This window comes from Pseudorhodobacter aquimaris (genome assembly GCF_001202025.1).
Taxonomy (GTDB): Bacteria; Pseudomonadota; Alphaproteobacteria; order Rhodobacterales; family Rhodobacteraceae; genus Pseudorhodobacter; species Pseudorhodobacter aquimaris.
This window is the reverse complement of the sequence record NZ_LGHS01000076.1, coordinates 26,769-49,010: the sequence shown is the minus strand read 5'-3', so window position 1 is coordinate 49,010 and position 22,242 is coordinate 26,769. Positions and strand designations below refer to the sequence as shown.

17 protein-coding genes and 1 pseudogene are annotated in these 22,242 nt (G+C 59.2%); 6 read left to right on the top strand and 12 right to left on the bottom strand.

The annotated features are described in order from the left end of the window. The 7 genes and pseudogenes from AKU94_RS17095 to meaB all read right to left on the bottom strand — a co-directional run bounded on the left by AKU94_RS17095 (position 1) and on the right by meaB (position 10,541). On the bottom strand, positions 1 to 1,818 hold the full coding sequence (locus tag AKU94_RS17095; RefSeq protein ID WP_050528723.1) for a DUF294 nucleotidyltransferase-like domain-containing protein: 1,818 nt from the start codon (positions 1,816 to 1,818) through the stop codon (positions 1 to 3). A 69-nt stretch (positions 1,819 to 1,887) separates the two neighbouring features. Beyond that, positions 1,888 to 3,674: pseudogene (locus AKU94_RS17090) on the bottom strand (sodium:solute symporter family protein). A 14-nt stretch (positions 3,675 to 3,688) separates the two neighbouring features. Further along, positions 3,689 to 3,946 carry a DUF4212 domain-containing protein gene (locus AKU94_RS17085; RefSeq protein WP_050528466.1) on the bottom strand — a complete coding sequence of 86 codons (258 nt, stop codon included), beginning with the start codon at positions 3,944 to 3,946 and terminating at the stop codon, positions 3,689 to 3,691. Positions 3,947 to 4,010: 64 nt separating this feature from the next. Next, positions 4,011 to 4,691 carry an adenylate kinase gene (locus AKU94_RS17080; RefSeq protein ID WP_050528465.1) on the bottom strand — a complete coding sequence of 227 codons (681 nt, stop codon included), beginning with the start codon at positions 4,689 to 4,691 and terminating at the stop codon, positions 4,011 to 4,013. Between the two features lies 1 nt (position 4,692). Continuing rightward, the gene (gene acs / locus AKU94_RS17075) at positions 4,693 to 6,657 is read right to left on the bottom strand and encodes an acetate--CoA ligase (RefSeq protein WP_050528464.1); all 1,965 of its coding nucleotides are present in this window, start codon (positions 6,655 to 6,657) and stop codon (positions 4,693 to 4,695) included. A gap of 472 nt (positions 6,658 to 7,129) precedes the next feature. Further along, entirely contained in the window at positions 7,130 to 9,421 is a 2,292-nt protein-coding gene (locus AKU94_RS17070) for a glycosyl hydrolase family 28-related protein (RefSeq protein ID WP_332307240.1), read from the bottom strand. A gap of 136 nt (positions 9,422 to 9,557) precedes the next feature. Then, the gene (gene meaB, locus AKU94_RS17065; protein WP_050528462.1) at positions 9,558 to 10,541 is read right to left on the bottom strand and encodes a methylmalonyl Co-A mutase-associated GTPase MeaB; all 984 of its coding nucleotides are present in this window, start codon (positions 10,539 to 10,541) and stop codon (positions 9,558 to 9,560) included. Between the two features lie 173 nt (positions 10,542 to 10,714). On the opposite strand from meaB, the gene AKU94_RS17060 reads away from it, so the two are divergent. Further along, positions 10,715 to 11,440, top strand: a complete 726-nt coding sequence (locus AKU94_RS17060; protein WP_157056597.1) for a DUF3108 domain-containing protein — start codon at positions 10,715 to 10,717, stop codon at positions 11,438 to 11,440. A 7-nt stretch (positions 11,441 to 11,447) separates the two neighbouring features. Continuing rightward, positions 11,448 to 13,892 (top strand): ATP-dependent helicase HrpB, encoded by a 2,445-nt coding sequence (hrpB, locus tag AKU94_RS17055; protein WP_050528460.1) that lies wholly within the window; start codon positions 11,448 to 11,450, stop codon positions 13,890 to 13,892. 1 nt (position 13,893) lies between these two features. Here the strand turns inward: hrpB and argF are convergent, their stop codons facing one another. Together argF and AKU94_RS17045 are read right to left on the bottom strand one after the other, a co-directional pair. Beyond that, on the bottom strand, positions 13,894 to 14,820 hold the full coding sequence (gene argF, locus AKU94_RS17050; protein ID WP_050528459.1) for an ornithine carbamoyltransferase: 927 nt from the start codon (positions 14,818 to 14,820) through the stop codon (positions 13,894 to 13,896). A gap of 59 nt (positions 14,821 to 14,879) precedes the next feature. Further along, positions 14,880 to 16,055, bottom strand: coding sequence for an aspartate aminotransferase family protein (locus AKU94_RS17045; RefSeq protein WP_050528458.1), 1,176 nt, complete (start codon positions 16,053 to 16,055; stop codon positions 14,880 to 14,882). Positions 16,056 to 16,390: 335 nt separating this feature from the next. Here AKU94_RS17045 and AKU94_RS17035 point away from each other — a divergent pair, with 335 nt between their 5' ends. Beyond that, on the top strand, positions 16,391 to 16,996 hold the full coding sequence (locus AKU94_RS17035) for a GcrA family cell cycle regulator (RefSeq protein ID WP_050528456.1): 606 nt from the start codon (positions 16,391 to 16,393) through the stop codon (positions 16,994 to 16,996). A gap of 48 nt (positions 16,997 to 17,044) precedes the next feature. Here the strand turns inward: AKU94_RS17035 and parA are convergent, their stop codons facing one another. Then, positions 17,045 to 17,680, bottom strand: a complete 636-nt coding sequence (parA, locus tag AKU94_RS17030) for a ParA family partition ATPase (protein WP_050528455.1) — start codon at positions 17,678 to 17,680, stop codon at positions 17,045 to 17,047. 58 nt (positions 17,681 to 17,738) lie between these two features. Continuing rightward, positions 17,739 to 18,023, bottom strand: a complete 285-nt coding sequence (locus tag AKU94_RS17025; RefSeq protein WP_157056596.1) for a hypothetical protein — start codon at positions 18,021 to 18,023, stop codon at positions 17,739 to 17,741. A 152-nt stretch (positions 18,024 to 18,175) separates the two neighbouring features. Between AKU94_RS17025 and AKU94_RS19845 the strand changes: the two genes are divergently transcribed. Further along, the gene (locus AKU94_RS19845; protein WP_232295802.1) at positions 18,176 to 18,319 is read left to right on the top strand and encodes an entericidin EcnAB; all 144 of its coding nucleotides are present in this window, start codon (positions 18,176 to 18,178) and stop codon (positions 18,317 to 18,319) included. 107 nt (positions 18,320 to 18,426) lie between these two features. After that, positions 18,427 to 19,314, top strand: a complete 888-nt coding sequence (yghX, locus tag AKU94_RS17020) for a YghX family hydrolase (RefSeq protein WP_050528453.1) — start codon at positions 18,427 to 18,429, stop codon at positions 19,312 to 19,314. A 150-nt stretch (positions 19,315 to 19,464) separates the two neighbouring features. On the opposite strand, the gene AKU94_RS17015 is transcribed toward yghX, so the two are convergent. Further along, positions 19,465 to 20,376, bottom strand: a complete 912-nt coding sequence (locus tag AKU94_RS17015) for a LysR family transcriptional regulator (protein WP_050528452.1) — start codon at positions 20,374 to 20,376, stop codon at positions 19,465 to 19,467. A 167-nt stretch (positions 20,377 to 20,543) separates the two neighbouring features. On the opposite strand from AKU94_RS17015, the gene AKU94_RS17010 reads away from it, so the two are divergent. Beyond that, on the top strand, positions 20,544 to 21,731 hold the full coding sequence (locus AKU94_RS17010; RefSeq protein WP_050528451.1) for an MFS transporter: 1,188 nt from the start codon (positions 20,544 to 20,546) through the stop codon (positions 21,729 to 21,731). The last annotated feature ends 511 nt before the right edge of the window (positions 21,732 to 22,242 follow it).

The window sequence follows — 22,242 nt, the reverse complement described above, 5'->3', positions numbered from 1 at the left end:
TCATCTACGCGCCCCTCTGGCCTGTCCGATGGCCGATTGCATGGTCCGCACCACGACAAACGCATCGCGCAGATGCGACCGTTCAAAATCCGACAGATCGGAAGGTGCCATAAAGTTATCAGGCTTGCGCCCCGAACGGATCAACCGCGCCTGATTTTCCAGCCGGATCTCGGCGATCATATCATAGGCCTCGATCAGATCGCGCGCCCCGGAGGTAGAGACCACCCCCGCATCCTCGGCCGCCAAGAGCCGCGCGCGTGTGTTCACCGCTGTGCCCCTGCCGATCAACGCATAGACACGGCCCAGATCGGTGACCGGCACCACGCCGCTGTGCTTGAGGTCGATGTGGTTCTTATACTCGCCCGAGCGGATCGTCGCAAACCCCCGCAACAGGCCAAGCGGCGGCGAATGGGTCAAGCTGTTGGCAATCATATGGGCCACAAAGATCGAGTTTTTCGAGGCAAACTCAAGGGTTTCGTCCTGAAGATCGCGGAACAGGCTGACCGCGCCGCCGATAGGGCGCAGGTCGAACATCACGCTGGCCAGCATCTGTGCCTTGGGGTCGGGCTGTGCCACCCACTGACGGAAATAGCCACGCCAGACATGCACGGGTTGGCACCATTGCGGATTGGTCGCCATCATATCGCCGGGGCAATAGAAATACCCCGCCGCATCCAGCCCATCGCTGACAAATTTCGCCAAAGCCGCGAAATAGGGCATATACTCGGGGGTGACGGCATCATCCAGCATCAGACAGTTATCCTGATCCGAAACGCCGGTCTGTTCCTGCCGCCCTTGGGACCCGCAGGCCAGCCACAGATAAGGCACCGGCGGGGGGCCAAGTGCGGCCTCGGCCAGCGTTAGCAGGCGGCGGGTGACGGTATCGGCGATATCGGTGATCAGCCGCGTCACCACCTCATGCGGGCTTTTCGACCCCACAAGCTGTGCCAGAAGCGCAGGAATGCGGCTGGTGACCTCGGCCATTTCCTCCACGGTTTCGGCCATGGCAGCATCGCGCACAAGGCTGGCCGAAGAGACAGCCTGAAACCGTGTCAGATCGGTTTGGGTGACCATACCCACCAGCCGCGTGCCCTCAACCACCGGCAGATGGCCGATGCGACGTTCCAGCATGATATGCAAGATATCAGAGCCAAGATCATCAGGAGAAAGCGTGACCGGATCGCGGGTCATGATGCCCGCAACGGGGCTGTTCGGGTCCAGCCCGATGGCCATCACCTTATTGGTCATATCACGGGTGGTGACGATGCCCTGAAACACACCATCTTCGACAATGCCAAGACTGGAGACATGATGATCGCGCATTTTGGCCGCCGCATTTCGAATGCTAACATCGGGATCTGCCGTAACAGGTTTGCGCGCCATCAGATCTGCAACCTTTTGGGTCGTCAGGTCGGCACCGCGCCCCTCTGAGGTGCGGCCCCGGCTGAAAAACCGGGAAAACGCGGGCGAGTTTGCGATAAGGCGTTTGAAATCCGCGGTCGGCAACACCAATGCCACGGTCTCTTCGGTGCAGCGCGCCGTGGTCACGGCCAGACCGTCGCGCATGATGCCGCGTTCCCCAAAGGAATTTCGGGGGCCCAGCAGCGAGACAAGCCCGCCCGAAGGGTCCAGCACCTCAACCGAGCCGCGCTTGACCAGATACAAGCCGTCAAGCGGCTGGCCGATGTGGTAAATCTCGTCTCCGGCGGCGAATTCGCGGCGATCAAACACGCCCGCGACCTGTGCCAGATCATCCTTTGACAAGGTGTCATAGGGGTGAACGGTTTCCAAAAAGCTGATGATCGCTGCTTGCGTCATATTTTGGTTCGCGTCCTGACATAAAAGGGAAAACACCCCCCGACATGATTGCCGGAGGGTGCGGTGTTTTTAGTGGCCGGTTGCGGCACCGGCACCTCTTGGCACGCGGATGCTTTCAACCAGCTCCTGGATATGTTCAGGTGGCGCTTTGGTGGCGTTAGACACCAGATAGGCCACCGCAAAGTTCACCATCGCACCAACCGCCCCGAAGGAAGTTGATTTGATCGACAGCAACAGCGGATCAGCATCGGTAAAGCTGTTGGTGCCTGCAATGAAGAACCAGCCTTTGTGCAAGAAGATATACACGATGGTCACCAGCAGACCGCCAGCATCCCTGCCACAGCGCCCGAGTTGTTGATGCGCTTGGAGAAGATGCCCATCATCAGTGCCGGGAAGATCGAGGATGCCGCCAGACCAAAGGCAAGCGCCACGGTTTGCGCCGCAAAACCCGGAGGGTTAAGCCCCAGATATGTGGCAACCACGATGGCAACCGACATCGAGATCCGCGCGGCCAGAAGCTCGCCCTTTTCCGAGATGTTCGGGTTCAGCTGACCTTTGATCAAGTCATGGCTGATGGCAGAAGAAATCGCCAGCAACAGACCCGCCGCAGTGGACAGAGCCGCCGCAAGACCACCCGCCGCAATCAACGCGATCACCCAGGATGGCAGGTTCGCGATCTCGGGGTTTGCCAGAACCATGATGTCGTTGTTCACGGTCAGCTCGTTCCCGGCCCAGCCTTTTTCAGCAACAGTTGCGTTGAATGCCTCATTGGTCGACTTGTCGTTGTAGTACTGGATCTTGCCGTCGCCGTTCTTGTCTTCGAACGCCAAGAGGCCTGTCAGCTCCCAGTTCTTCATCCACGCCAGATCAGGTTCGGTCTGGATGGCCTCAAGCGAAAGAGCCTCGCCTGCGGTGCCTTCTGGCCACATGGTATCGGTGATGTTCAGACGGCCCATTGCACCAAGTGCGGGGGCAACCGTGTACAGCAGCGCGATAAACACCAGTGCCCAACCGGCCGAAGACCGCGCATCAGACACCTTTGGAACCGTGAAGAAACGCACGATAACATGCGGCAGACCCGCCGTACCGATCATCAACGACATGGTGAACAGGAACATATTCAACGTAGTGTCGGTGTGGCCGGTATAGGCATTAAAGCCCAGCTCTTGCACGATCTGGTCAAGCTTGGCCAGAAGCGGCATGCCCGATGCAGTATGCTCCGAGAACAGGCCGATCGGTGGCAGGAACTGACCCGTCAGTTGCAGCGAGATGAACACGGCCGGAATGGTGTAGGCGGTGATCAAAACGACATATTGCGCAACCTGCGTGTAGGTGATGCCCTTCATACCGCCAAGAACAGCATAGAAGAACACAACCGCCGCGCCGATAAACAGGCCGGTCGAAACCTCAACCTCCAGAAAGCGCGAGAAGGCAACGCCAACGCCGGTCATCTGGCCGATCACATAGGTCACCGAAGCAACGATCAGGCAGACAACAGCCACCAGACGCGCCGTCGGGCTGTAGAAACGGTCGCCGATGAATTCCGGCACGGTAAACTTGCCGAATTTGCGCAGGTAAGGTGCAAGCAACATCGCCAGCAACACATAGCCGCCGGTCCAGCCCATCAGATAGGCCGAAGTGTCATAGCCGCCAAAAGAGATGATGCCGGCCATAGAGATAAAGGAGGCCGCAGACATCCAGTCCGCACCCGTTGCCATGCCGTTCAGAACCGGGTGAACACCCTGCCCTGCGGCATAAAACTCGGCGGTAGAACCTGCGCGCGCCCAAATGGCGATACCGAAGTAAAGCGCGAAAGTCGCACCAACCACGATAATATTGAGGGTAAACTGATCCATTTTTCTGCTTTCCCTTACTCGTCCACGCCGTGTTCGGCGTCAATTTTGCCCATCTTCCACGCATAGAAGAAGATCAGCACCAAAAAGACCAAGATTGATCCCTGCTGTGCGAACCAGAAGCCCAGATCGGTGCCTCCGACCGAGATACCCGAAAGCATCGGGCGCAGAAGAATGCCAAAGCCGAATGAGCAGGTGAACCAGATGACCAGACTGATAAGAATGATCCTGACGTTTGCTGCCCAATAGGCGTTGGACGATGATTTGTCCGCCATTGCGTATACTCCCTGTTTTTAGTCCCTCACCGCTGTTCCGAAATGGAAAGGCGGCCTTCCCTTCTTAGCCGATCACCTGCGCGACGCGGGCTTGCATGGCTTTGCTCACCGTTGTGATATCTGCCATGGCATCGACTTCTTCCAATACGCCCCTGTCCTTGTAGTAGGCGATAAGCGGTGCCGTCTGGGCGTGATAGGCGTTCAAGCGCGCCCCCGCCGTTTCGGCATTATCGTCGGCGCGGCGTTTGAAGTCCGTACCGCCGCATTTGTCGCAAACCCCTGCTTTTGCAGGCTGTTTGAACGTATCGTGATACCCTTCGCCACAATTGGCGCAGGTATAGCGGCCCGCAACGCGGGCAATCATCGGTGCATCCTCGACCTCCATCGAGATCACCGAATTCACGCGCTGACCGGTGCTGGCAAGCAAGTGGTCAAGCGCCTCGGCCTGCCCCGCGGTGCGGGGAAAGCCGTCAAGAATGACGCCGCGCTTGGTGTCGTCGTCGCCCATACGGTCCCGCAGGATCGCCAGAACGATATCATCCGAAACCAGCCCGCCTGCCTCCATCACCGCTTTGGCCTGTTTGCCCGCCTCGGTTCCGGCGGCCACAGCTGCACGCAGCAAATCGCCCGTCGACAGTTGCACAAGGCCGAATTTTTCCTCCAGCATTCGCGCTTGGGTGCCCTTGCCGGCCCCGGGGGGGCCAAGCAAGATAAAGACTGCGGGGGGTGTTGTTTGCGCCCCCATGTCAGCGCCGGTTCATGCGGTTATTGATAAGCTCATCCACCACCGACGGATCGGCAAGCGTGGATGTATCGCCCAATGCGCCATAATCATTTTCCGCAATCTTGCGCAGAATACGACGCATGATCTTGCCCGAACGCGTCTTGGGCAAGCCTGGCGACCATTGGATCAGATCGGGGCTGGCAATCGGACCGATTTCCTGACGGACCCATTTGACCAGCTCTTTGCGCAGATCATCCGTCGGCTCCACCTCGTTCATCAAGGTGACATAAGCATAGATGCCCTGACCCTTGATTTCATGCGGATAGCCGACCACGGCGGCCTCGGCGACCATCGAATGGGCGACAAGCGCGCTTTCGACCTCGGCGGTGCCCATGCGGTGACCGGAAACGTTAATCACATCATCAACACGGCCCGTAATCCAGTAATAGCCGTCATCGTCGCGGCGGCAGCCGTCACCCGTGAAATAATAGCCCGGATACTGGCTGAAATAGGCCTCTTCAAAGCGGGTGTGATCGCCCCAGAGGGTGCGCATCTGGCCCGGCCAGCTGTCGCTGATGCACAAGACGCCCTCGGCAGCGGTTTCCGTCTGCACCTCGGCGGTTGCCGCATCCAGAACCACAGGCTTGACGCCAAAGAACGGCTTGGTTGCCGATCCCGGCTTTTGCGCAATGGCGCCCGGCAGCGGGGTGATAAGGTGGCCACCGGTTTCGGTCTGCCAGAATGTATCGACGATCGGGCATTTGCCCTTGCCGACATGGGTGTTGTACCAATTCCATGCCTCGGGGTTGATCGGCTCCCCGACGGAACCGAGCAGTTTAAGGCTGGAAAGGTCATGCTTTTCCACCCATTCCGTCCCCTGACCCATCAATGCACGAATGGCGGTGGGCGCAGTGTAGAACTGGTTGACCTTATGCTTGGCGCAAACCTCCCAGAAGCGGCCCGCATCGGGATAGGTCGGAACGCCTTCGAACATGATCGTGGTCGCACCATTGGCCAGCGGGCCATAGATGATATAGCTGTGCCCCGTGACCCAGCCCACATCGGCCGTACACCAGAACACATCGCCGTCATGGTAATCGAACGTCATCTGATGCGTCATCGAGGCATAAACCAGATAGCCGCCCGAGGTATGCACAACGCCCTTGGGTTTACCGGTCGAACCGGAGGTATAGAGGATAAACAGCGGATCCTCGGCGTTCACCTCAACATAGGAACAATAGGGGCTGACCTCGGCCATCTCGGCCTTTACGTCGATATCGCGACCGGAAACCCAAGTGGTCTGATCACCGGTGTGCTTGACGACAAGGCATTTCACCCGGTCATCGCAATGCAGCAGGGCCGCATCGGTATTGGACTTGAGCGCGGTCTTGCGCCCTCCACGGGGGGCGAAATCGGCGGTGATCACGCATTTCGCCTCGGAATCGTTGATCCGGTTTGACAGCGCATCAGGCGAGAAACCCGCAAAAACGATCGAGTGGATGGCCCCGATCCGCGCACAGGCCAGCATGGCATAGGCAGCCTCGGGGATCATCGGCAGGTAAATCACAACGCGGTCACCCTTGGTCACGCCATGCGCCTTGAGCACATTGGCCATGCGGCAGGTGTTTTCCAGCAGTTGCGCATAGGTGATGTGCAGGGCGGGGGTGTCGGGGTGGTCCGGCTCCCAGATGATTGCGGTCTGGTTGGCGCGGGTGGTCATATGGCGGTCAACGCAATTGGCTGACACGTTCAACTGCCCGTCCTCAAACCATTTGATTGATATATTCCCCGGCTCAAAACTGGTGTTCTTTACCTTGGTATAGGGCTTGATCCAGTCAATTCGCTTGCCGTGCTCGGCCCAAAAGGCAGCCGGATCAGCGGCAGAAGCCGAATACATCGCCTCATAACCCGCGGCATCAACATGTGCCGAGGCGGCGAACTCATCAGAAGCGGGATAGACCGTAGGGGCCTGGACGGGCTGCGACATTACAATTCCTCCTCTTTGCGGGCATCACTCTGCCCTGGCGCGAACCATTACAGCCTGTAGCAGCCGCCATGGTCAGGAGTTCACTATAGCGCATCCGTCAAGATTTACGTACTCTTTTTGAAACAATGATATTTCTGTAAATTTATTTACCAAAAGGACAAGTATTTTGTAAATCGTGAAAATTATGACAATTTTTTGACATTGTTTTTCAAAACGATAGGCGTTCACAAAGCGGTGATAAATTATGCCTTTCCGCCTATATCCGGTGCAGTGATGAAAGCTGACCCGAGGTCACGCGTCAAGAGGCAATACCCCGGCGTCCAGCACACAAGCACAGTATTCGTCCAAGTGATTCGACTGATTCGCAGCCCGACGCACCGGGTACGCAGGGCGTTAGACCCGCAAGAAGACCGCTTGCCACACAGCAAGAAGCGGGCCGTTTCCAGCCCGCCCCTATCGCATCTATCCAAGGTTAGTTCGGATTGTCGCAGCGGATCACTGCCTGAACCCTGCCTTTCAGGGCGCGTGGCCAGCGCACGTAGATCTGGCGCGAGTCCACACCTTTTTCGATCTCGACATAGGGCATCGAATAATCAAGCACATTGCCCGCCGTCCGTATCCCGCCCTCGGCCGTAACCGATTGCACGTTACGCGCCCGCGACCCAAAGGGCAAAAAGCCTGCTGTGTCGACAACCCAGGTTTCCGCTTCGGTGTTCTGATCGTGCTGGATCACCACCGGGCTTTGCGTGATCTGGTTCACCCCGTTAAAAGCATTCGCCGCAAAGATCACATTGCGAAAACGGCTGTAGTCCAGCGTTGCATGGGTCGTATCGACCGCCTCTACCCGATCGATATTGCCGTTCACTGTGCGGAACACATTGTCATTGAACGTAAGCCCGTTGATGAAATGGCCCGGTCCGTAAGGTTTGATCATGAAATAGTTGAACGAGATCGACGTATCCGTCGAGGTAAAGATATTCCCCGTCACCGTCAGCCCGCCAAAGGAGTATTCTGAATTAAACTCCGGTGCCGGATCATGCTCATTCCCCCATTCGATATAGCAGTTATCAATGTAATTCCCGGTGATCAGCGTTTTCACATTGGTCGAGGTGAACACGATCCCCGCGCGCCGCACACCCGCCGGCTGGTCATCCCCCTGAAAGAAGTGGTTTCCGATGATCATATTGCCAGACCCTGCCAGAACCGCAAAATGCGCAAAGCGGACGATGCGGTTATCGCGCAGCTTGGGATCATTGGCGTTCACATTCAGCGCAATGGTGGTGCGGTCCTGAACCCGCAACGGCTGCTCGTTCGACAAGAACTGGCACTGGTCTACGAACAGACCCTGACAGCCTTCAAAGATCGAAGTGATGCCACGGTCTTTGGGGCTGTTGAACACGCAATCAGCAAAACGGGTGCCAATACCTGCATAGGGCAACATCACTCCGCTGGAACGGCCATTACATTTGAACTCGATATCGGTCATTTCGAACCGGCCCAAATTAACAAAACCGCTGAAGTCGAGCAGATACTTATAGCGGGTAAATGTATAGTTGCGCGAACCGGCAGCCCCCCAAAGCGGGCGGCTCAGCTCAACCGTGCCCGCACCGACATCCTTGGACGCGACGTAAATCTCACGCCCCACACCCGTTCCTGTCACCCGGGAACCGACAATGATATTGGCCACATTTGCCACATTGGTCAGCCGCATCGCATTTGTTGTCGGCGTATAGGTCGCAACCGATGTCGCGGTTTCGCTTTCCCACTCGGTCGAGATTTCGGCCTCGATCTGCCCGTTGCTCAACACCCGTCGCTGTACAAGCTTGTCCATCCCGGCCACGGCCGCCACATCCACCGGACGGGTCAACAGGACACGTCGGCCGCTCAGATCAAAGGTCGCGTGATCGGTGAAATAGAACAGCACCTGAAGCCCGCGACGAAAGCCCTCTTCCTCATCGCCGAACGCCGCCTCATAGGTATCGAGATTGTAGTCGCGCGTACACGACAGGCGGAACTCATCGGGCATGGAAACCGTACCCTCAAACCGGACCTTGTTATTGAAGGTGACATTCGTATTCAGAAAATACGTCCCCTTGGAGATCAGGATCGAAACCGCATTGGCGCTTGCATAGGTATCGGCGGCATCAAAGGCGGCGGAGTCGTCGGTAACACCATCGCCGCGCGCGCCAAAGTCGCGCACATCCACCCAGTCCATAAGATCACGCAGGAAGGCACCGGTGATATCTTCGATCTCAATATCATCAATCCGCACCACGCCCCCGTTGGCGCCCGTAAGATCCAGACCGAAATGGCCGTAAACCGGGGTCAGCCCCCAAGGCATATCCACACCCGAACGGTTGCCCGTGGCAATAATCGCAGAAACCGTCACGATCTCGCCATAGGTCGTCAGTGTTACCGCCGGCCCCACCTGCGGCACACCCAACACATTTGTGTTATCCGATGCACCGGCCCAACCCGCAATCCGCACCGTTGGGAAATTGCCCGAAACCGCCTTCACCTTGGCAGAGACCCGCAAATACAATCCCGGAATAATCGGCGTCTCACCATAAGATCGCAGCTGCTGGGTGTTCGAGGTTTTCGTCAGTTCCAAACAGCCGCCGAAATCCTGATCCGCCGGCACAAAGGCCGCATTTGCCTGCCCGGCATAGCTGCCCGTTCCCGGCGTGCCGTTTTCACGCGACCACAAGTCAAGCCCAGCTGAAAACGGGGGGGGTGTCAGCACCAGCCCGTCGGTAATCGCCATATTCATCGATCCAAACCCTCATCTTTTTGCGCCAATCGCAAGACGAGCCCAATCCGGGCCTGCCATGACAGCGGCCAGAATGGCGGCATTGGGTTAATTCAGCTTAAGACCAGCGTACGCTGGTACCCGCGCAAGGTCAGTCGCGGGCAGCCATCTGCGCCAGAACCTTGGCAGCGGCACTGTCGGGAGTGGCCTCTCCGCGCGCAACTGCATCGCCTGTGGACTGCATCGCCGCGCGAATATCGGGGTTGGCGGTCAAGGCAGCCAACAGCCCCTGACGCACTTCATCCTCGAACCAGTGACGGGCCTGATCGGCACGGCGGCGCTCCCAGTGGCCATGCTCGCGGCGCCACTCTTTCAGCGCCTGCATCTCTTCCCAGGCTTTTGCAAGACCATCCTCCTCCAGTGCGGAAACGGCCAAAGCCTTGGGGAAATCCGGCGGATCCTGCGGGCGACGGCGCAACAGGCGCAAGGCACCCGAATAATCTGCGCGGGTCCGTGTGGCGGCCGCTTTCAAATCGCCATCAGCCTTGTTGACCAAGATGATATCCGCCATCTCCATGATGCCACGCTTGACGCCTTGCAACTCATCCCCGCCCGCAGGCGCAAGCAGCAGGATGAACAGATCCGACAGTTCCGCGACCACGGTTTCGGATTGCCCGACCCCCACGGTTTCGATCAGCACTACGTCAAATCCCGCCGCCTCACATAAGGCCACTGCCTCACGCGTGCGCCGCGCCACACCGCCCAGATGCGTCCGGCTAGGTGACGGGCGGATAAAGGCCAGCGGTTCACGGCTCAACCGTTCCATCCGGGTTTTGTCGCCAAGGATCGATCCCCCGGACCGTGCCGAACTCGGGTCCACCGCCAGCACTGCCACGCGCAAACCCTGCGCCACCAGCATCAAACCAAAGCTCTCAATAAAGGTCGATTTCCCCACCCCCGGCGTGCCCGAAAGCCCGATCCGCAGCGCTTGCCGCTGTGTGCCGCGCAAGGCATCCGCCAGTTCCAGCGCTTGCGCCCGGTGATCGGCGCGCGCCGATTCCACCAAAGTAATCGCCCGCGCCAAGGCCCGCCGATCGCCCGCTGCTACCTTTTGTGCAAGTTCTGAAACATTCATACGACAGCTCCGGCAAGGTTCCGCTTGTATTCGGACAAGCTGACGCCATTGTCACCCTCTCCGCCATGGTTTGGGGTTTTGTGCCCCGTCCGATCCCTATATGCCAGAGCAAAGGGGAGAAAATGTCCAAAAAGCCGCACTCCACCTCCATAATGCCGCCCCAGAAGGACCGTATGACTGCATCATTTCGCACGCTTGCCGTTAGCCTCATGCTTGTTCTGCCCGGCATCGCCCATGCCCAACGCATAGAGGACAAGGCCACATTTGATGTGGTGATCCGTGGCATCAACGCCGCCTCGCTCGCCTTTTCGGGCGTGGAAGAAGGTAACCGCTATGCCGTCTCCGGCCTGCTCAAAAGCGCCGGAATTGCCGCGATCTTTCGCAAGATCAGCTACCGCGCCACCGCAAAGGGGCGCATAAACGGCACCAGATACACCCCGTCGAGTTATGTCGAAGAGGCCGATAACGGCAAAACACAATCCACCAGCACAATGACCTATTCGCGCGGTATCCCCAATGCGGTGCAATACACCCCGCCTCGCAAGGGCCGTGACAAGGATGTGGACCCCGCCACAATGGGGGGCACCGTCGACACATTGACCGCCCTCTATGCGATTTTGCGCGATGTGGATGCAGGGCAGGAATGCAAGGTTTCGCTGAAAATGTACGATGGCCGCTATGTCAGCTCCATCGCCCTTGCCAATCTGTCAAAGCAAGGGAACGCGGTGATCTGTTCGGGCCAATACATCCGCATCCAAGGCTTTTCCGCCGAGGAAATGGCCGAGCGCACCGTCTTTCCCTTTACCCTGACCTATCAGCCGCTGGACAATGGCCGGATGCGGGTTACCGAAGTGGCGATGCAATCCATCTATGGTAAAGCGGCGATGAAACGCCGATAAGAGCCTCGTGAAACCAACTGCCCCCCTCCCAATTGATGAGGCGTTGCCCCGTCTGCTGAACGCCCTGCGCGCCCGCAATATGGCCGTGCTTCAGGCCCCCCCCGGTGCCGGCAAAACCACCCGCGTGCCCTTGGCAATGCTGGAGGCCAAGCTCTGCTCCGGCCGTATCCTAATGCTGGAGCCGCGACGCCTTGCTGCGCGAACCTCGGCGGAACGGATGGCCGAAACGCTGGGCGAACCGGTAGGGCAAACGGTCGGTTACCGTGTGCGCGGTGAGGCAAAGGTCAGCCGCGCCACCAGAATCGAGGTGGTCACCGAGGGCATCCTGACGCGTATGATCCAATCGGACCCCGGCCTTGACGGCATCGGCGCGCTGATATTCGACGAATTCCACGAGCGCAGCCTGAACGCCGATCTTGGCCTTGCCCTCTCGCTGGAAATCCGCAGCGCCCTGCGCGAAGATCTTCTGCTTTTGGTCATGTCCGCCACGCTGGATGCCGCCCCCGTTGCGGCATTGATGGGCGACGCACCGTTGATCACATCCGAGGGCCGCGCCTTTCCGGTGGAAACCCGCTGGCTGCCCCGCCCCCTTCCCGCCCGCGCGCGGCTGGAAACCGAGACCGCCGCCCTTATCCTGCAGGCGCTAAAGGAATGCCCCGAGGGCGGCTTGTTGACCTTTCTGCCGGGCGAGGGCGAGATCCGGCGCACTGAATCCGCGCTGAAAAACCACCTCCCCGAGGGGTGCACAATCCGGCCCCTGTTTGGCAATATGAGCTTTGCCGGCCAGCGCGCCGCCCTTGCCCCCCAAGCTTCGGGGCGCAAGATCGTGCTGGCCACCGCCATTGCCGAAACCTCATTGACGCTGCCCGATATCCGCGTGGTGGTGGATGCGGGCCGGTCACGCCGCGCGCGGTTTGATCCCAACTCCGGCATGTCGCGCCTTGTCACCGAACGCGTCACCAAGGCCGAGGCCGAGCAACGGCGCGGCCGCGCGGGCCGTGTGGCGCAAGGCACCTGTTACCGGCTTTGGACCAAAGGCGAGGAAGGCGGGCTTGCCCCCTTCCCCCCCGCTGAAATTGAGGCCGCCGATTTGACCCCCTTGGCGCTTGAACTCGCGCTTTGGGGCAGCGCCGAGGGGCTGGGGTTTCTGACCCCGCCAAATCCGGGCGTGATGGCCGAGGCGCAAACCCTTCTCACCTCACTCGGCGCGCTCAAAGACGGGCGGATCACCGACCACGGGCGCGCCTTGGCAGCCCTGCCGTTGCACCCCCGTCTTGGCCATATGCTCCAAACCGCAGGGGGCGGGCCGGATGCCGCAACGCTGGCCGCCCTTTTGGCCGAGCGCGACCCCTTGCGCGGTGCCCCGCCCGATCTGGGACGACGGGTCGCGGCCATCACCAACCCGCGGACAGCGGCCGAAAACAATGCCGACCGCGGCGTGATCGAGCGCATCAAGCAAGAGGCCAAGCGCCTGAAACGGCGTGACAAACCCAGCGATCTCAGCACCGCCCAGCTTGCCGCCCTCGCCTATCCCGACCGCATCGGGATGCGCCGCAAAGGTGATGCCCTGCGCTTTATCCTGTCGGGTGGCAAAGGGGCGATCATGGAGGAAGGCGCACCGCTGGCCAATCACCGCCTGATCGTCGCCACCGATCTGGACGGCGACACCCGCGAGGCCCGCATCCGCCAAGCCGCCCCCCTGATGGATGCCGAATTGCGCGCGCTTTACGCCGATCAGCTTACATGGGTGGACGTCTGCGAATGGTCGCGCCGCGATGGCAAGATCATCGCACGGCGACAAGAGCGTTTCGGGGCGTTGACCCTGGACGACCGGATCTGGCCCGATGCCCCGCCAGAGGCCATGGCGCGCGCCGGTTTTGACGGCCTGCGGGTGATCGGCCTGCCGTGGACGCCCGCCGCCGCGCGGTTCAGGGCGCGGGTGGATCTGTGCCGCCAAGACGGAAGCGCGCTGCCGGATCTGTCGGATGCCGCCCTGCTGGAAAACCCCGATTGGTTGCTGCCCTATCTGAGCGGGTTGAAATCCGAAGGTCAGCTGCGCAATCTGGATCTGACGGACGCCCTGCGCGCCTATCTCGGGTGGGATGCGATCCAGCTTCTGGACCGGCTGACGCCGAGCCATTTCACGACCCCCTTGGGTCGCCGCATCCCGATAAACTATGACGGTGAGGCACCGGAGATCGAACTGCGCCTGCAAGAGATGTTTGGCGTAACGACACACCCTTGTGTCGGACCAAAGGCGCTGCCGCTGCGTATCACGCTCTTGTCGCCGGGCGGTAAACCCGTGCAGGTCACGATGGATTTGCCGGGGTTCTGGACCAATTCCTATGCCGATGTGCGCAAGGATATGCGGGGGCGCTATCCGCGCCACCCCTGGCCCGAAGACCCCCGAGATGCCGACCCGACCCTGCGCGCCAAGCCTCGCGGGACGTGACCTAGACGCCCAAGCACCAGCGCATAACCGCCTTTTGCGCGTGCAGCCGGTTTTCCGCCTCATCAAAGACCACCGAATGCGGGCCGTCCATGATCGCCGATGTCGCCTCGTCATTGCGGTGCGCAGGCAGGCAATGCATGAACAGCGCGTCCGGCTTGGCCAGCGCCATCAAGGCCTCATTCACCTGATAACCGCGAAGTTGGTTATGACGCCGCTCTTTGGCCGATTCCGGGTCATGCATCGACACCCAAGTGTCCGTCACCACCAGATCAGCCCCCGCAACGGCCTTGGCCGGATCACGCTCTACCGCTATATTCACACCCTTGTCGCGGGCGAAATTCAGCCATTCCGCCTCAGGGTCCAGGGTTTTCGGGCCGGTAAAGGTGAAATCGAAACCGAACTGCCCCGCCGCATGCAAGAAGCTGGCAGCGACATTATTGCCATCCCCGCACCAGACCACTTTCTTGCCCGCAATCGGGCCGCGATGTTCCTCATAGGTCATCACATCGGCCATGATCTGACATGGATGCGTGCGGTTCGTCAGCCCGTTGATCACCGGCACAGTGGCGTGTTCGGCCATCTCTTGCAAGGTGGCCTCCTCGAACGTACGGATCATGATCAGATCGACATAGCGCGACAAAACGCGGGCGGTATCGGCGATGGTCTCTCCGTGGCCCAACTGCATTTCCTTGCCCGAAAGCACCATCGTCTGTCCGCCCAGCTGGCGCACGCCGACATCAAAAGAAACGCGCGTCCGGGTAGAGGGTTTCTCAAAAATCAGCGCGACCATATGGCCCGCAAGCGGCTGGTCATCATCCGGCGTGCCCTTGGGGCGACCATTACGCGCCGCCTTCATCGCATGGGCGCTGTCGATCATTGCCCGAAGGTCTGCGGCACTTGTGGTGTGGATATCAAGGAAATCAGTCATATTTTGCTTTCTGGGACGAAACACTGGCGCCCGCCCCCGGGGATATTTGCCGGAATGTATCAGGACGGGGTGAAAGAGGATGCGGCGCGATCAAGGCGGGCCAAAGCCTCGGTTATATCCGCATCAGGGATATTGAGCGCGGGCAGCAAACGGATGACATTATCGGCCGCAGGCACCGTCAGCAGGTTCTGGGCATAATTTGCGGCAACGATATCGGCGTTTGGGGCCTTGCATTTCAGCCCCAGCATCAACCCGGTCCCGCGCACGTCCTCGAACACCTCGGGATATGACGCGACAAGCCCCTCTAGCCCCTGCCGGAACAGCGCGGCCTTGCGGTTGACCTCGGCCAGAAAGGCGGGATCAGCCACAATCTCCATCACGCGCGCGCCCACGGCACAGCCCAAAGGATTGCCGCCATAGGTGGAGCCATGCGTTCCTGCAACCATGCCCGAGGCCGCATTTTCCGTGGCCAGCACCGCCCCCAAGGGAAAGCCGCCGCCGATGCCCTTGGCAACCATCATGATATCAGGCGTAACCCCCGCCCATTCATGCGCAAACAGCCTGCCCGACCGGCCAACGCCGCATTGCACCTCATCGAAAATAACCAGCGCGCCGACCTCATCGCAGATCTCCCGCAGCCCCTTCAGATAGGCGTCCGGCAACACCCGGATGCCGCCCTCGCCCTGAATGGGTTCAAGCATCACGGCGGCGATTTTATCCGAGATCGCAGATTGCAGCGCCTCAAGATCGCCAAAGGGCAAGGTCGTGAACCCCGGCATCAACGGGCCATAGCCCTTGACCATCTTCTCCGCCCCCGAGGCCGCGATGGCCCCCGTGGAACGGCCATGGAACGCGCCCTCGAATGTCAGGATCTGGGTCCGCTCCGGCTGGCCTTTCTCAAACCAGTATTTGCGGGCCATCTTGATCGCCAGCTCGGCCGCCTCGGTCCCTGAATTCGTCAAAAACACCGTATCGGCAAAACTGTTATCGACCAGCATATCCGCCAGTTTTTCCTGCTGCGGGATCTGATACAGGTTTGAGACATGCCAAAGCTGCTCCGCCTGCGCGGTCAGTGTCGCGACCAGATCGGGATGCGCATGCCCCAGCACGTTCACCGCAATCCCCGCGCCCAGATCAAGATATCGCGCGCCCTCCACCGTGGTCAGCCACGACCCTTCGCCCTTGGCAAATGCCAGAGGCGCACGATTATAGGTGGGCAATACAGAAGGGATCATTGCTATATCCTTTTGTGAAGGGTCAAGCCGTGCCAAAAGCAGGCCGCCAAGTCAACGCATATATGAAATTGAAGATGCCAAAACGGCAAGGGTGATCGGTCGGAAACGCGGGTCAGCGTCGACGTCGGGGCAAGCAAGAAAGGCGGGCCTTGGTGATCATGGATGATTTCGTAGGCCCATCTTACGGGCTTGTAAAGCATGATTTTACCAGTTTCTCCGCCCTACGCACCCCGCCGCCCCTTGTATCCATGGCCTCGGGATTGTATCTATGTCCGTCACAGCCAATTTGGCAAAGGCCCCGCCCCTTTGCCCGCCCCCAACACCGGAGATTAGGCATGTCCTGGACAGATGAGCGTGTTGAAACGCTGAAGAAAATGTGGTCCGAAGGCCAAAGCGCCAGCCAGATCGCCAAGGAATTGGGCGGTGTTACGCGTAATGCCGTCATCGGCAAGGTCCACCGTCTGGGGCTTTCCAACCGTGCGGCCGCCGCGGCCCCTGAAAAGGCAGAGCCAGCGGCCAAAGCAGCCCCGCCCAAGCGCGAGGAAGCCCCGGCAGAGCCCGCGCCCAAGCCCGCAGCCCCCGCGCCGCGCGCCGCTGCGACCGCGCCCGTCAATCCGACCATGGCACAGGTGGTCAATAACGTCACCCCGCTGCCGCTGCGCAAATCCATCGTGCCCGCGGGACAGCCATTGCCGCCCCAGCCTTCGGCCAATGAAATCAGCCCCGAAGCACTGGCATCAGTGCGCGAAGTTGAAAAAAGTTCCAAGAAAATCAGCTTGATGGAATTGACCGAACGCACCTGCAAATGGCCGATCGGCGATCCGGCAACTGATGAATTCTGGTTCTGCGGCCTGCCCTCCACACCGGGCAAACCCTATTGTGAGGCACATGTCGGCGTGGCGTTCCAGCCAATGTCCGCACGGCGGGACCGCCGCCGCTAGATCCGGGCCTGCATCCAAACTAAATGAATTGGCCGCCTTCGGGCGGCCTTATTCTTGGCCGGCCAACAAGGCGGAAATTTCCTCGCCAAGGGCAGTCATTTCGGTCGTGGCAGCGGATTTACCAACCTCCAGCACCGCAAGCCCCTTGCCCAGCGTTTCGGCATAGACAACACGTTGCCCCAGACGTGTCGGGGCAACTGCCGCCTCCACCTCTGCGGCGGCTGTTGCGACCTCTTCGGCCAGACGGGTGCCGGATTTCACGCGGTTCAGAACAATCACACAGTGTTTTCCGACCCGTTGCGCCAGATCCACAACCCCGTCCGTTGCCCAAAGGTCCACAAGCGAGGACCCGACAGGCACAAGCACCAGATCGGCGGCACGCAACGCAGGTTTCAGGTCACTGTCCACTTTTGGCGGCGTATCAATGATCACCACGTCATTGGTTCGGCTTAGCTTTTCACATTCATAACCAACACCCCATGCCGAGGCGGTTGCAAATTCCAATCCCGGCTCACCCAGCAATTCGCGCCGCGCCATGAACCATCGCCCCAAAGATCCCTGCGGATCGGTATCAAGGATCGCGACCCGCTTTCCCTGCTTTCCCAAGGCAATGGCCAGATTTACCGCAAGTGTGGTTTTGCCCGCGCCACCCTTTTGCTGGGCTATGGTAATGATATGCGCCATGTGATTCCCTCGTTTCTGCGGCGCAGCATAGCACCGCTTGCAAGGAATTGCATCGGGTCTATTTCCGCGGACAAGAGACCCGCCCCCGCATCTCGCCGCTGTCACCTTGCAAGGTGCTTTCCGCCAGATGGCAGCCCGTCACCTCTTGGACCAAGGCGATCATGGTGGCGCGAATCGCTTGGTGTTCACCGCGCGATGCCCAGCCAAGGCGTATTACCTCTACCTGCCGCCCCTTTTGAAACACCGTATAGTTGCGACCGTCGCGGGTGACATCCGTGCGCACGGCCCCCCACATCTTGGGGTTCGGCTGCGCGCCACATCCGGCCAGAAGAAGGATTAACACAAGGGTTTTCATCGCAAGCGACTATGCAAGTAGACTGGTTAACGCATTCTTAACCACAACAATCCACATCCAAGAAAATTTACGGTGCAAAAGGGAACCGAATACAGACCTCGGGCGTTTTCTTATGCAACCATATCTGAAAGGAAAACCCAATGCGCAGTCCCATGATTATTCTGCCAACCCTCGCGCTGATGCTTTTGACCGCTTGTGAAACAGTGAAGGGTGTCGGCCGTGATGTTGGCAATACCGGAGAAGTGATCACCGAAAGCTCACGCCAGGTGCAACAGGATCTTTAACCCTCTTGCGTGCTTGCTTGCGTGCTTGGCTGTCCATGCCGCAAAGTGGCTCAAGGCCTGTCGCGTAGAAAGCAGGTTTGAACCCGGTCCAACAAGGAGACGTTTCAATGACCCGCTTAACGGCAAAAGATTTCGACCCCAAACTTCTCGAGCTTTATGACTTTTACGCCCATGGCATAATTACAAAACGACAGTTTCTGGATGGCGCGGCAAAGTTTGCCGTGGCTGGGGTGACGGCTGCGACCATTCTGGGCCTGATGTCGCCTGATTATGCCATGGCCGAACAGGTCTCTTTCAACGACCCTGACATCACAGCAGAATACATTACCTATCCCTCACCGCAGGGCCACGGCGAGGTGCGCGGCTATCTGGTGCGCCCCGCTGGTGCAGAAGGCAAATTGCCTGCTGTTGTGGTGGTACATGAAAACCGCGGCCTCAACCCCTATATTGAGGACGTCGCACGGCGCCTTGCCAAGGCGGGCTTTCTTGCACTGGCTCCAGATGGTTTGACCTCGGTGGGCGGTTATCCCGGCAATGATACTGAAGGGCGCGAGCTACAGCAGACCGTCGATCCTGAAAAACTGATGAACGACTTTTTCGCGGCCGTCGAATTCATGATGGCGCATGAGGGTTCGACCGGAAACGTCGGCATTACCGGCTTTTGCTATGGCGGTGGTGTGGCGAATGCTGCGGCTGTTGCCTATCCCGAACTCAAGGCCGCTGTACCTTATTATGGCCGTCAGGCAAGCGCCGAGGATGTGCCGAAAATCCAGGCGCCACTCCTGTTGCATTATGGCGCGTTGGACGAGCGTGTAAACGCGGGCTGGCCTGAATATGAGGCCGCCCTCAAGGAACATGGCAAAACCTATGAGGCCTATATCTATGAAGGGGCCAATCACGGTTTCCACAATGACAGCACCCCACGCTATGATGAGGCGATGGCCGAATTGTCGTGGGACCGCACAATCGCCCACTTCAAGAAATACCTTGCCTAGGGCCGGATAAAGCCACTGTCGACACGGGCTGCACCCCGGCGTTAATTGCGCCGGGGTTGAACCGGTCGCCAGCGCGATCAAGGCTTTTGCGCGCTCTGGTACAACTTAGCCGGTAAATCCGTCGTCATGGATCGCCCCAATACCGCTATCCTAAAAGGACATCATTGCGCGGATCTCATCGCGCGCCTCTGTCACAAGCTTTGCAAAGGCGGTTGTGGGCAGGGCCGCTTGGTCAGCACGATAATGTATTTCAAACGGAATTGGTCCGACGTCGTCGCGCAGCGGGCGACAGATACAACCCACCATGTTAAGCGTCCGGATACAGCCGGGGGCAAGCGATACCCCAAGGCCCGAGCCGACCCCGGTCAATACCGCCTGCATCGAATTTGGCTGTGCCACAATCTCGGGCGAAAAGCCTGCGCGCTGACAGGTTCCTATGACCTGATCGAACAGATCGGGTGCCCCCTCGCGCACAAACAGAACAAAGGGATGATGCGCAAGCGCGCTTACCGAAAAATGGGGCTGGCGTTCCAGTACATGCCCCTCGGGGATGAACCCCATAAGCCGATCGGTGTATATCCCGATGCTGTTAAACCGGCCCGAGGTCATGCGGCCAAGTGGGCGAGAAAAGGAAATATCTATTCTTCCGGCCTCAAGAGCGTCAAGTTGCTCTCTGACCGACATCTCGGACAACAAGACCTCTACCTCTGGAAAGCTGGCACGAAATTTCCGGATCAAGCGGGGCAGAAAGGCCTGGCTGGCGGCGGTGAGAAAGCCGATGCGAAGCCGCCCCGTTTGCCCGCTTCCCGCCCGTTGCACCAGTTTGCGGGCCCGTTCCTCATGGGCAAGAATGTCAATCGCTTCGCGCAGCAAGGTCTCTCCGGCTGCGGTAATCCGCACCTCGCGGGTAGAGCGCCAGAACAAGGGCACCCCAAGTTCATCCTCAAGATCAGATATCTGTCGGCTGACGGCCGGCTGCACGGTGTTCAACTCTCGCGCAGCGGCAGAAAAGCCTTTTGCGTGGGCGACGGCGACGAATGTTTTAAGAAGGCGGATCTCCATAGCCATCTATACCTAATCGCTATCACAGGGATCAATTACTATTATTTCCCTTATGTGATTTCAGCCGCTATCGCTGACAAATCCGATTGATCATCTTGCCAAGATCAATCTGGACATTCGCCATCAAGCCAAGGCCCTTTGAGCCCTTCGTGAAACAGGACTACCCTATGCCCGACACTCCCGCAAACAGCCCGCTAACGAAACCGCTGCTGTTTCTGATGGCGGTCACAATCGCCGCAACAGCCGCGAACCTTTATTACAACCAGCCGCTGCTTCCCGATATCCGTGCGGCATTCGGACTTGATGATGGTGCTGTCGGCATGGTTCCCGCAGCCACACAACTGGGATATGCAACGGCAATCCTGTTCATTTCACCGCTGGGCGACGTTATGAACCGCCGCAAGCTGATCAACTACCTTTCGATCCTGCTGGCGCTGGCCCTGTTGGCAGTATTTCTGGCACCGGGGTTCATTGTGTTGGTCATGGCCTTTTTCGCCGTCGGCCTCGGGGCAAATATAACCCAGCAATTGATCCCGCTGGGGGCGTCGCTTTCGGCGCCTGCGACCAGAGGGGCCACCATGGGCACATTGATGACCGGCCTGACCGTTGGCATTCTGCTTTCGCGCACGGCCAGTGGTTCTATTGCGGAATATTTCGGCTGGCGGTCGGTCTTTTTGGTGGCGGCAGTTTTGACGGTGGTGCTTGGGCTGCTGTTGCGCGCCAATTTGCCCGACGACAAACCCCGCGTCACCCTTCGCTATCCTGCGCTGATTGCCTCAATGTTCGGCCTGTTGCGCGAACACCGCTTGCTTCGGGAAAGCGTTCTTACGGGCGCGCTCTGGTTTGCGGCCTTTAACGCGCTCTGGGCGACGCTGGCCATTCATGTTACGGGCGCACCCTTCAGCTATACGGTGCAGCAAGCCGGTTTGTTCGGGCTGGTCGGCATGTCGGGCATATTCGGGGCAAAACTTGCCGGACGCTATGTTGATCGCTTTGGCCCCGCCCGCATCATGACCGTCGCGCTCAGCGCGGTACTCGCGTCGTTTATCGCGCTCACGCTCTGGGGCAATAGCCTTGCAGGGCTGGTCATCGGCATTGTTTTGCTGGACTTGGGCGTCTTTGGCGCGCAGATCCCCAATCAGCTGCGGGTCCTGTCCATTGACCCTGACGCCCGAAGCCGGATGAATGCCGTCTATATGCTCGGATATTATCTGGCGGCCTCGCTCGGCTCTGCGGCAGGCGTGAAAATCATGAATATTGCAGGCTGGCACGGAATGGCGCTGTTTGGCCTTGGGCTGGCACTATTGGCATTTCTTCACCACCTCCTTCGGCAAAGCAGGCGCGCTCTGGGATAGGCGCGCCATATTTCTGACTTGATTTGTCGGAAAATAGGCGTTAGCTATCGGGCATCCAGTTCGACACAAAATGCTCCAGCCATGCGCCCTTTTCGGACCATCCGCCAGGCACAGCCCCTTTAATCGTCTGAAAGGAATGCCGTAATGGCCATCGCACCTGCCAATCAACCCGCTTTACACCTTGCGCATCCACCCACCCGTAACTTTGATCAGGGGGGGGCGGCATGATCCGGCCCAGTGTTGCGGCTCTGCATCTGATGCTGATTGTGGCCCTTGTGGTGACTGGGCTTACAGCCACAGCATTTGCGCATGGGGTGTTATCAATGGCACCCGAGCTTGTTCCGGCCGAAGCGGTTCCCGTGCTAACGGCCCAGGGTATTCCCTTGTCATCATACCCAGAAGTTTTACCGCGCAAAGCGCCCTAAATAGACCCGTCGCGGTCGCCACAGCCCTGAAACCGACTAGGGTCGCGCGGCCATTCCCCTGTGAGGCACGAGGCTAATCATGCCCT

Excerpts from the sequence above, each read along its gene's own strand:
- meaB (WP_050528462.1), bottom strand. The coding sequence starts at position 10,541 with ATGAATGTTTCAGAACTTGCACAAAAGGTAGCAGCGGGCGATCGGCGG.
- AKU94_RS17015 (WP_050528452.1), bottom strand. The coding sequence starts at position 20,376 with ATGGAGATCCGCCTTCTTAAAACATTCGTCGCCGTCGCCCACGCAAAA.
- AKU94_RS17010 (WP_050528451.1), top strand. The coding sequence starts at position 20,544 with ATGCCCGACACTCCCGCAAACAGCCCGCTAACGAAACCGCTGCTGTTT.
- AKU94_RS17080 (WP_050528465.1), bottom strand. The coding sequence starts at position 4,691 with ATGGGGGCGCAAACAACACCCCCCGCAGTCTTTATCTTGCTTGGCCCC.
- AKU94_RS19845 (WP_232295802.1), top strand. The coding sequence starts at position 18,176 with ATGCGCAGTCCCATGATTATTCTGCCAACCCTCGCGCTGATGCTTTTG.
- AKU94_RS17035 (WP_050528456.1), top strand. The coding sequence starts at position 16,391 with ATGTCCTGGACAGATGAGCGTGTTGAAACGCTGAAGAAAATGTGGTCC.
- AKU94_RS17085 (WP_050528466.1), bottom strand. The coding sequence starts at position 3,946 with ATGGCGGACAAATCATCGTCCAACGCCTATTGGGCAGCAAACGTCAGG.
- AKU94_RS17045 (WP_050528458.1), bottom strand. The coding sequence starts at position 16,055 with ATGATCCCTTCTGTATTGCCCACCTATAATCGTGCGCCTCTGGCATTT.
- parA (WP_050528455.1), bottom strand. The coding sequence starts at position 17,680 with ATGGCGCATATCATTACCATAGCCCAGCAAAAGGGTGGCGCGGGCAAA.
- AKU94_RS17095 (WP_050528723.1), bottom strand. The coding sequence starts at position 1,818 with ATGACGCAAGCAGCGATCATCAGCTTTTTGGAAACCGTTCACCCCTAT.
- acs (WP_050528464.1), bottom strand. The coding sequence starts at position 6,657 with ATGTCGCAGCCCGTCCAGGCCCCTACGGTCTATCCCGCTTCTGATGAG.
- argF (WP_050528459.1), bottom strand. The coding sequence starts at position 14,820 with ATGACTGATTTCCTTGATATCCACACCACAAGTGCCGCAGACCTTCGG.
- AKU94_RS17070 (WP_332307240.1), bottom strand. The coding sequence starts at position 9,421 with ATGGCGATTACCGACGGGCTGGTGCTGACACCCCCCCCGTTTTCAGCT.
- AKU94_RS17060 (WP_157056597.1), top strand. The coding sequence starts at position 10,715 with ATGACTGCATCATTTCGCACGCTTGCCGTTAGCCTCATGCTTGTTCTG.
- yghX (WP_050528453.1), top strand. The coding sequence starts at position 18,427 with ATGACCCGCTTAACGGCAAAAGATTTCGACCCCAAACTTCTCGAGCTT.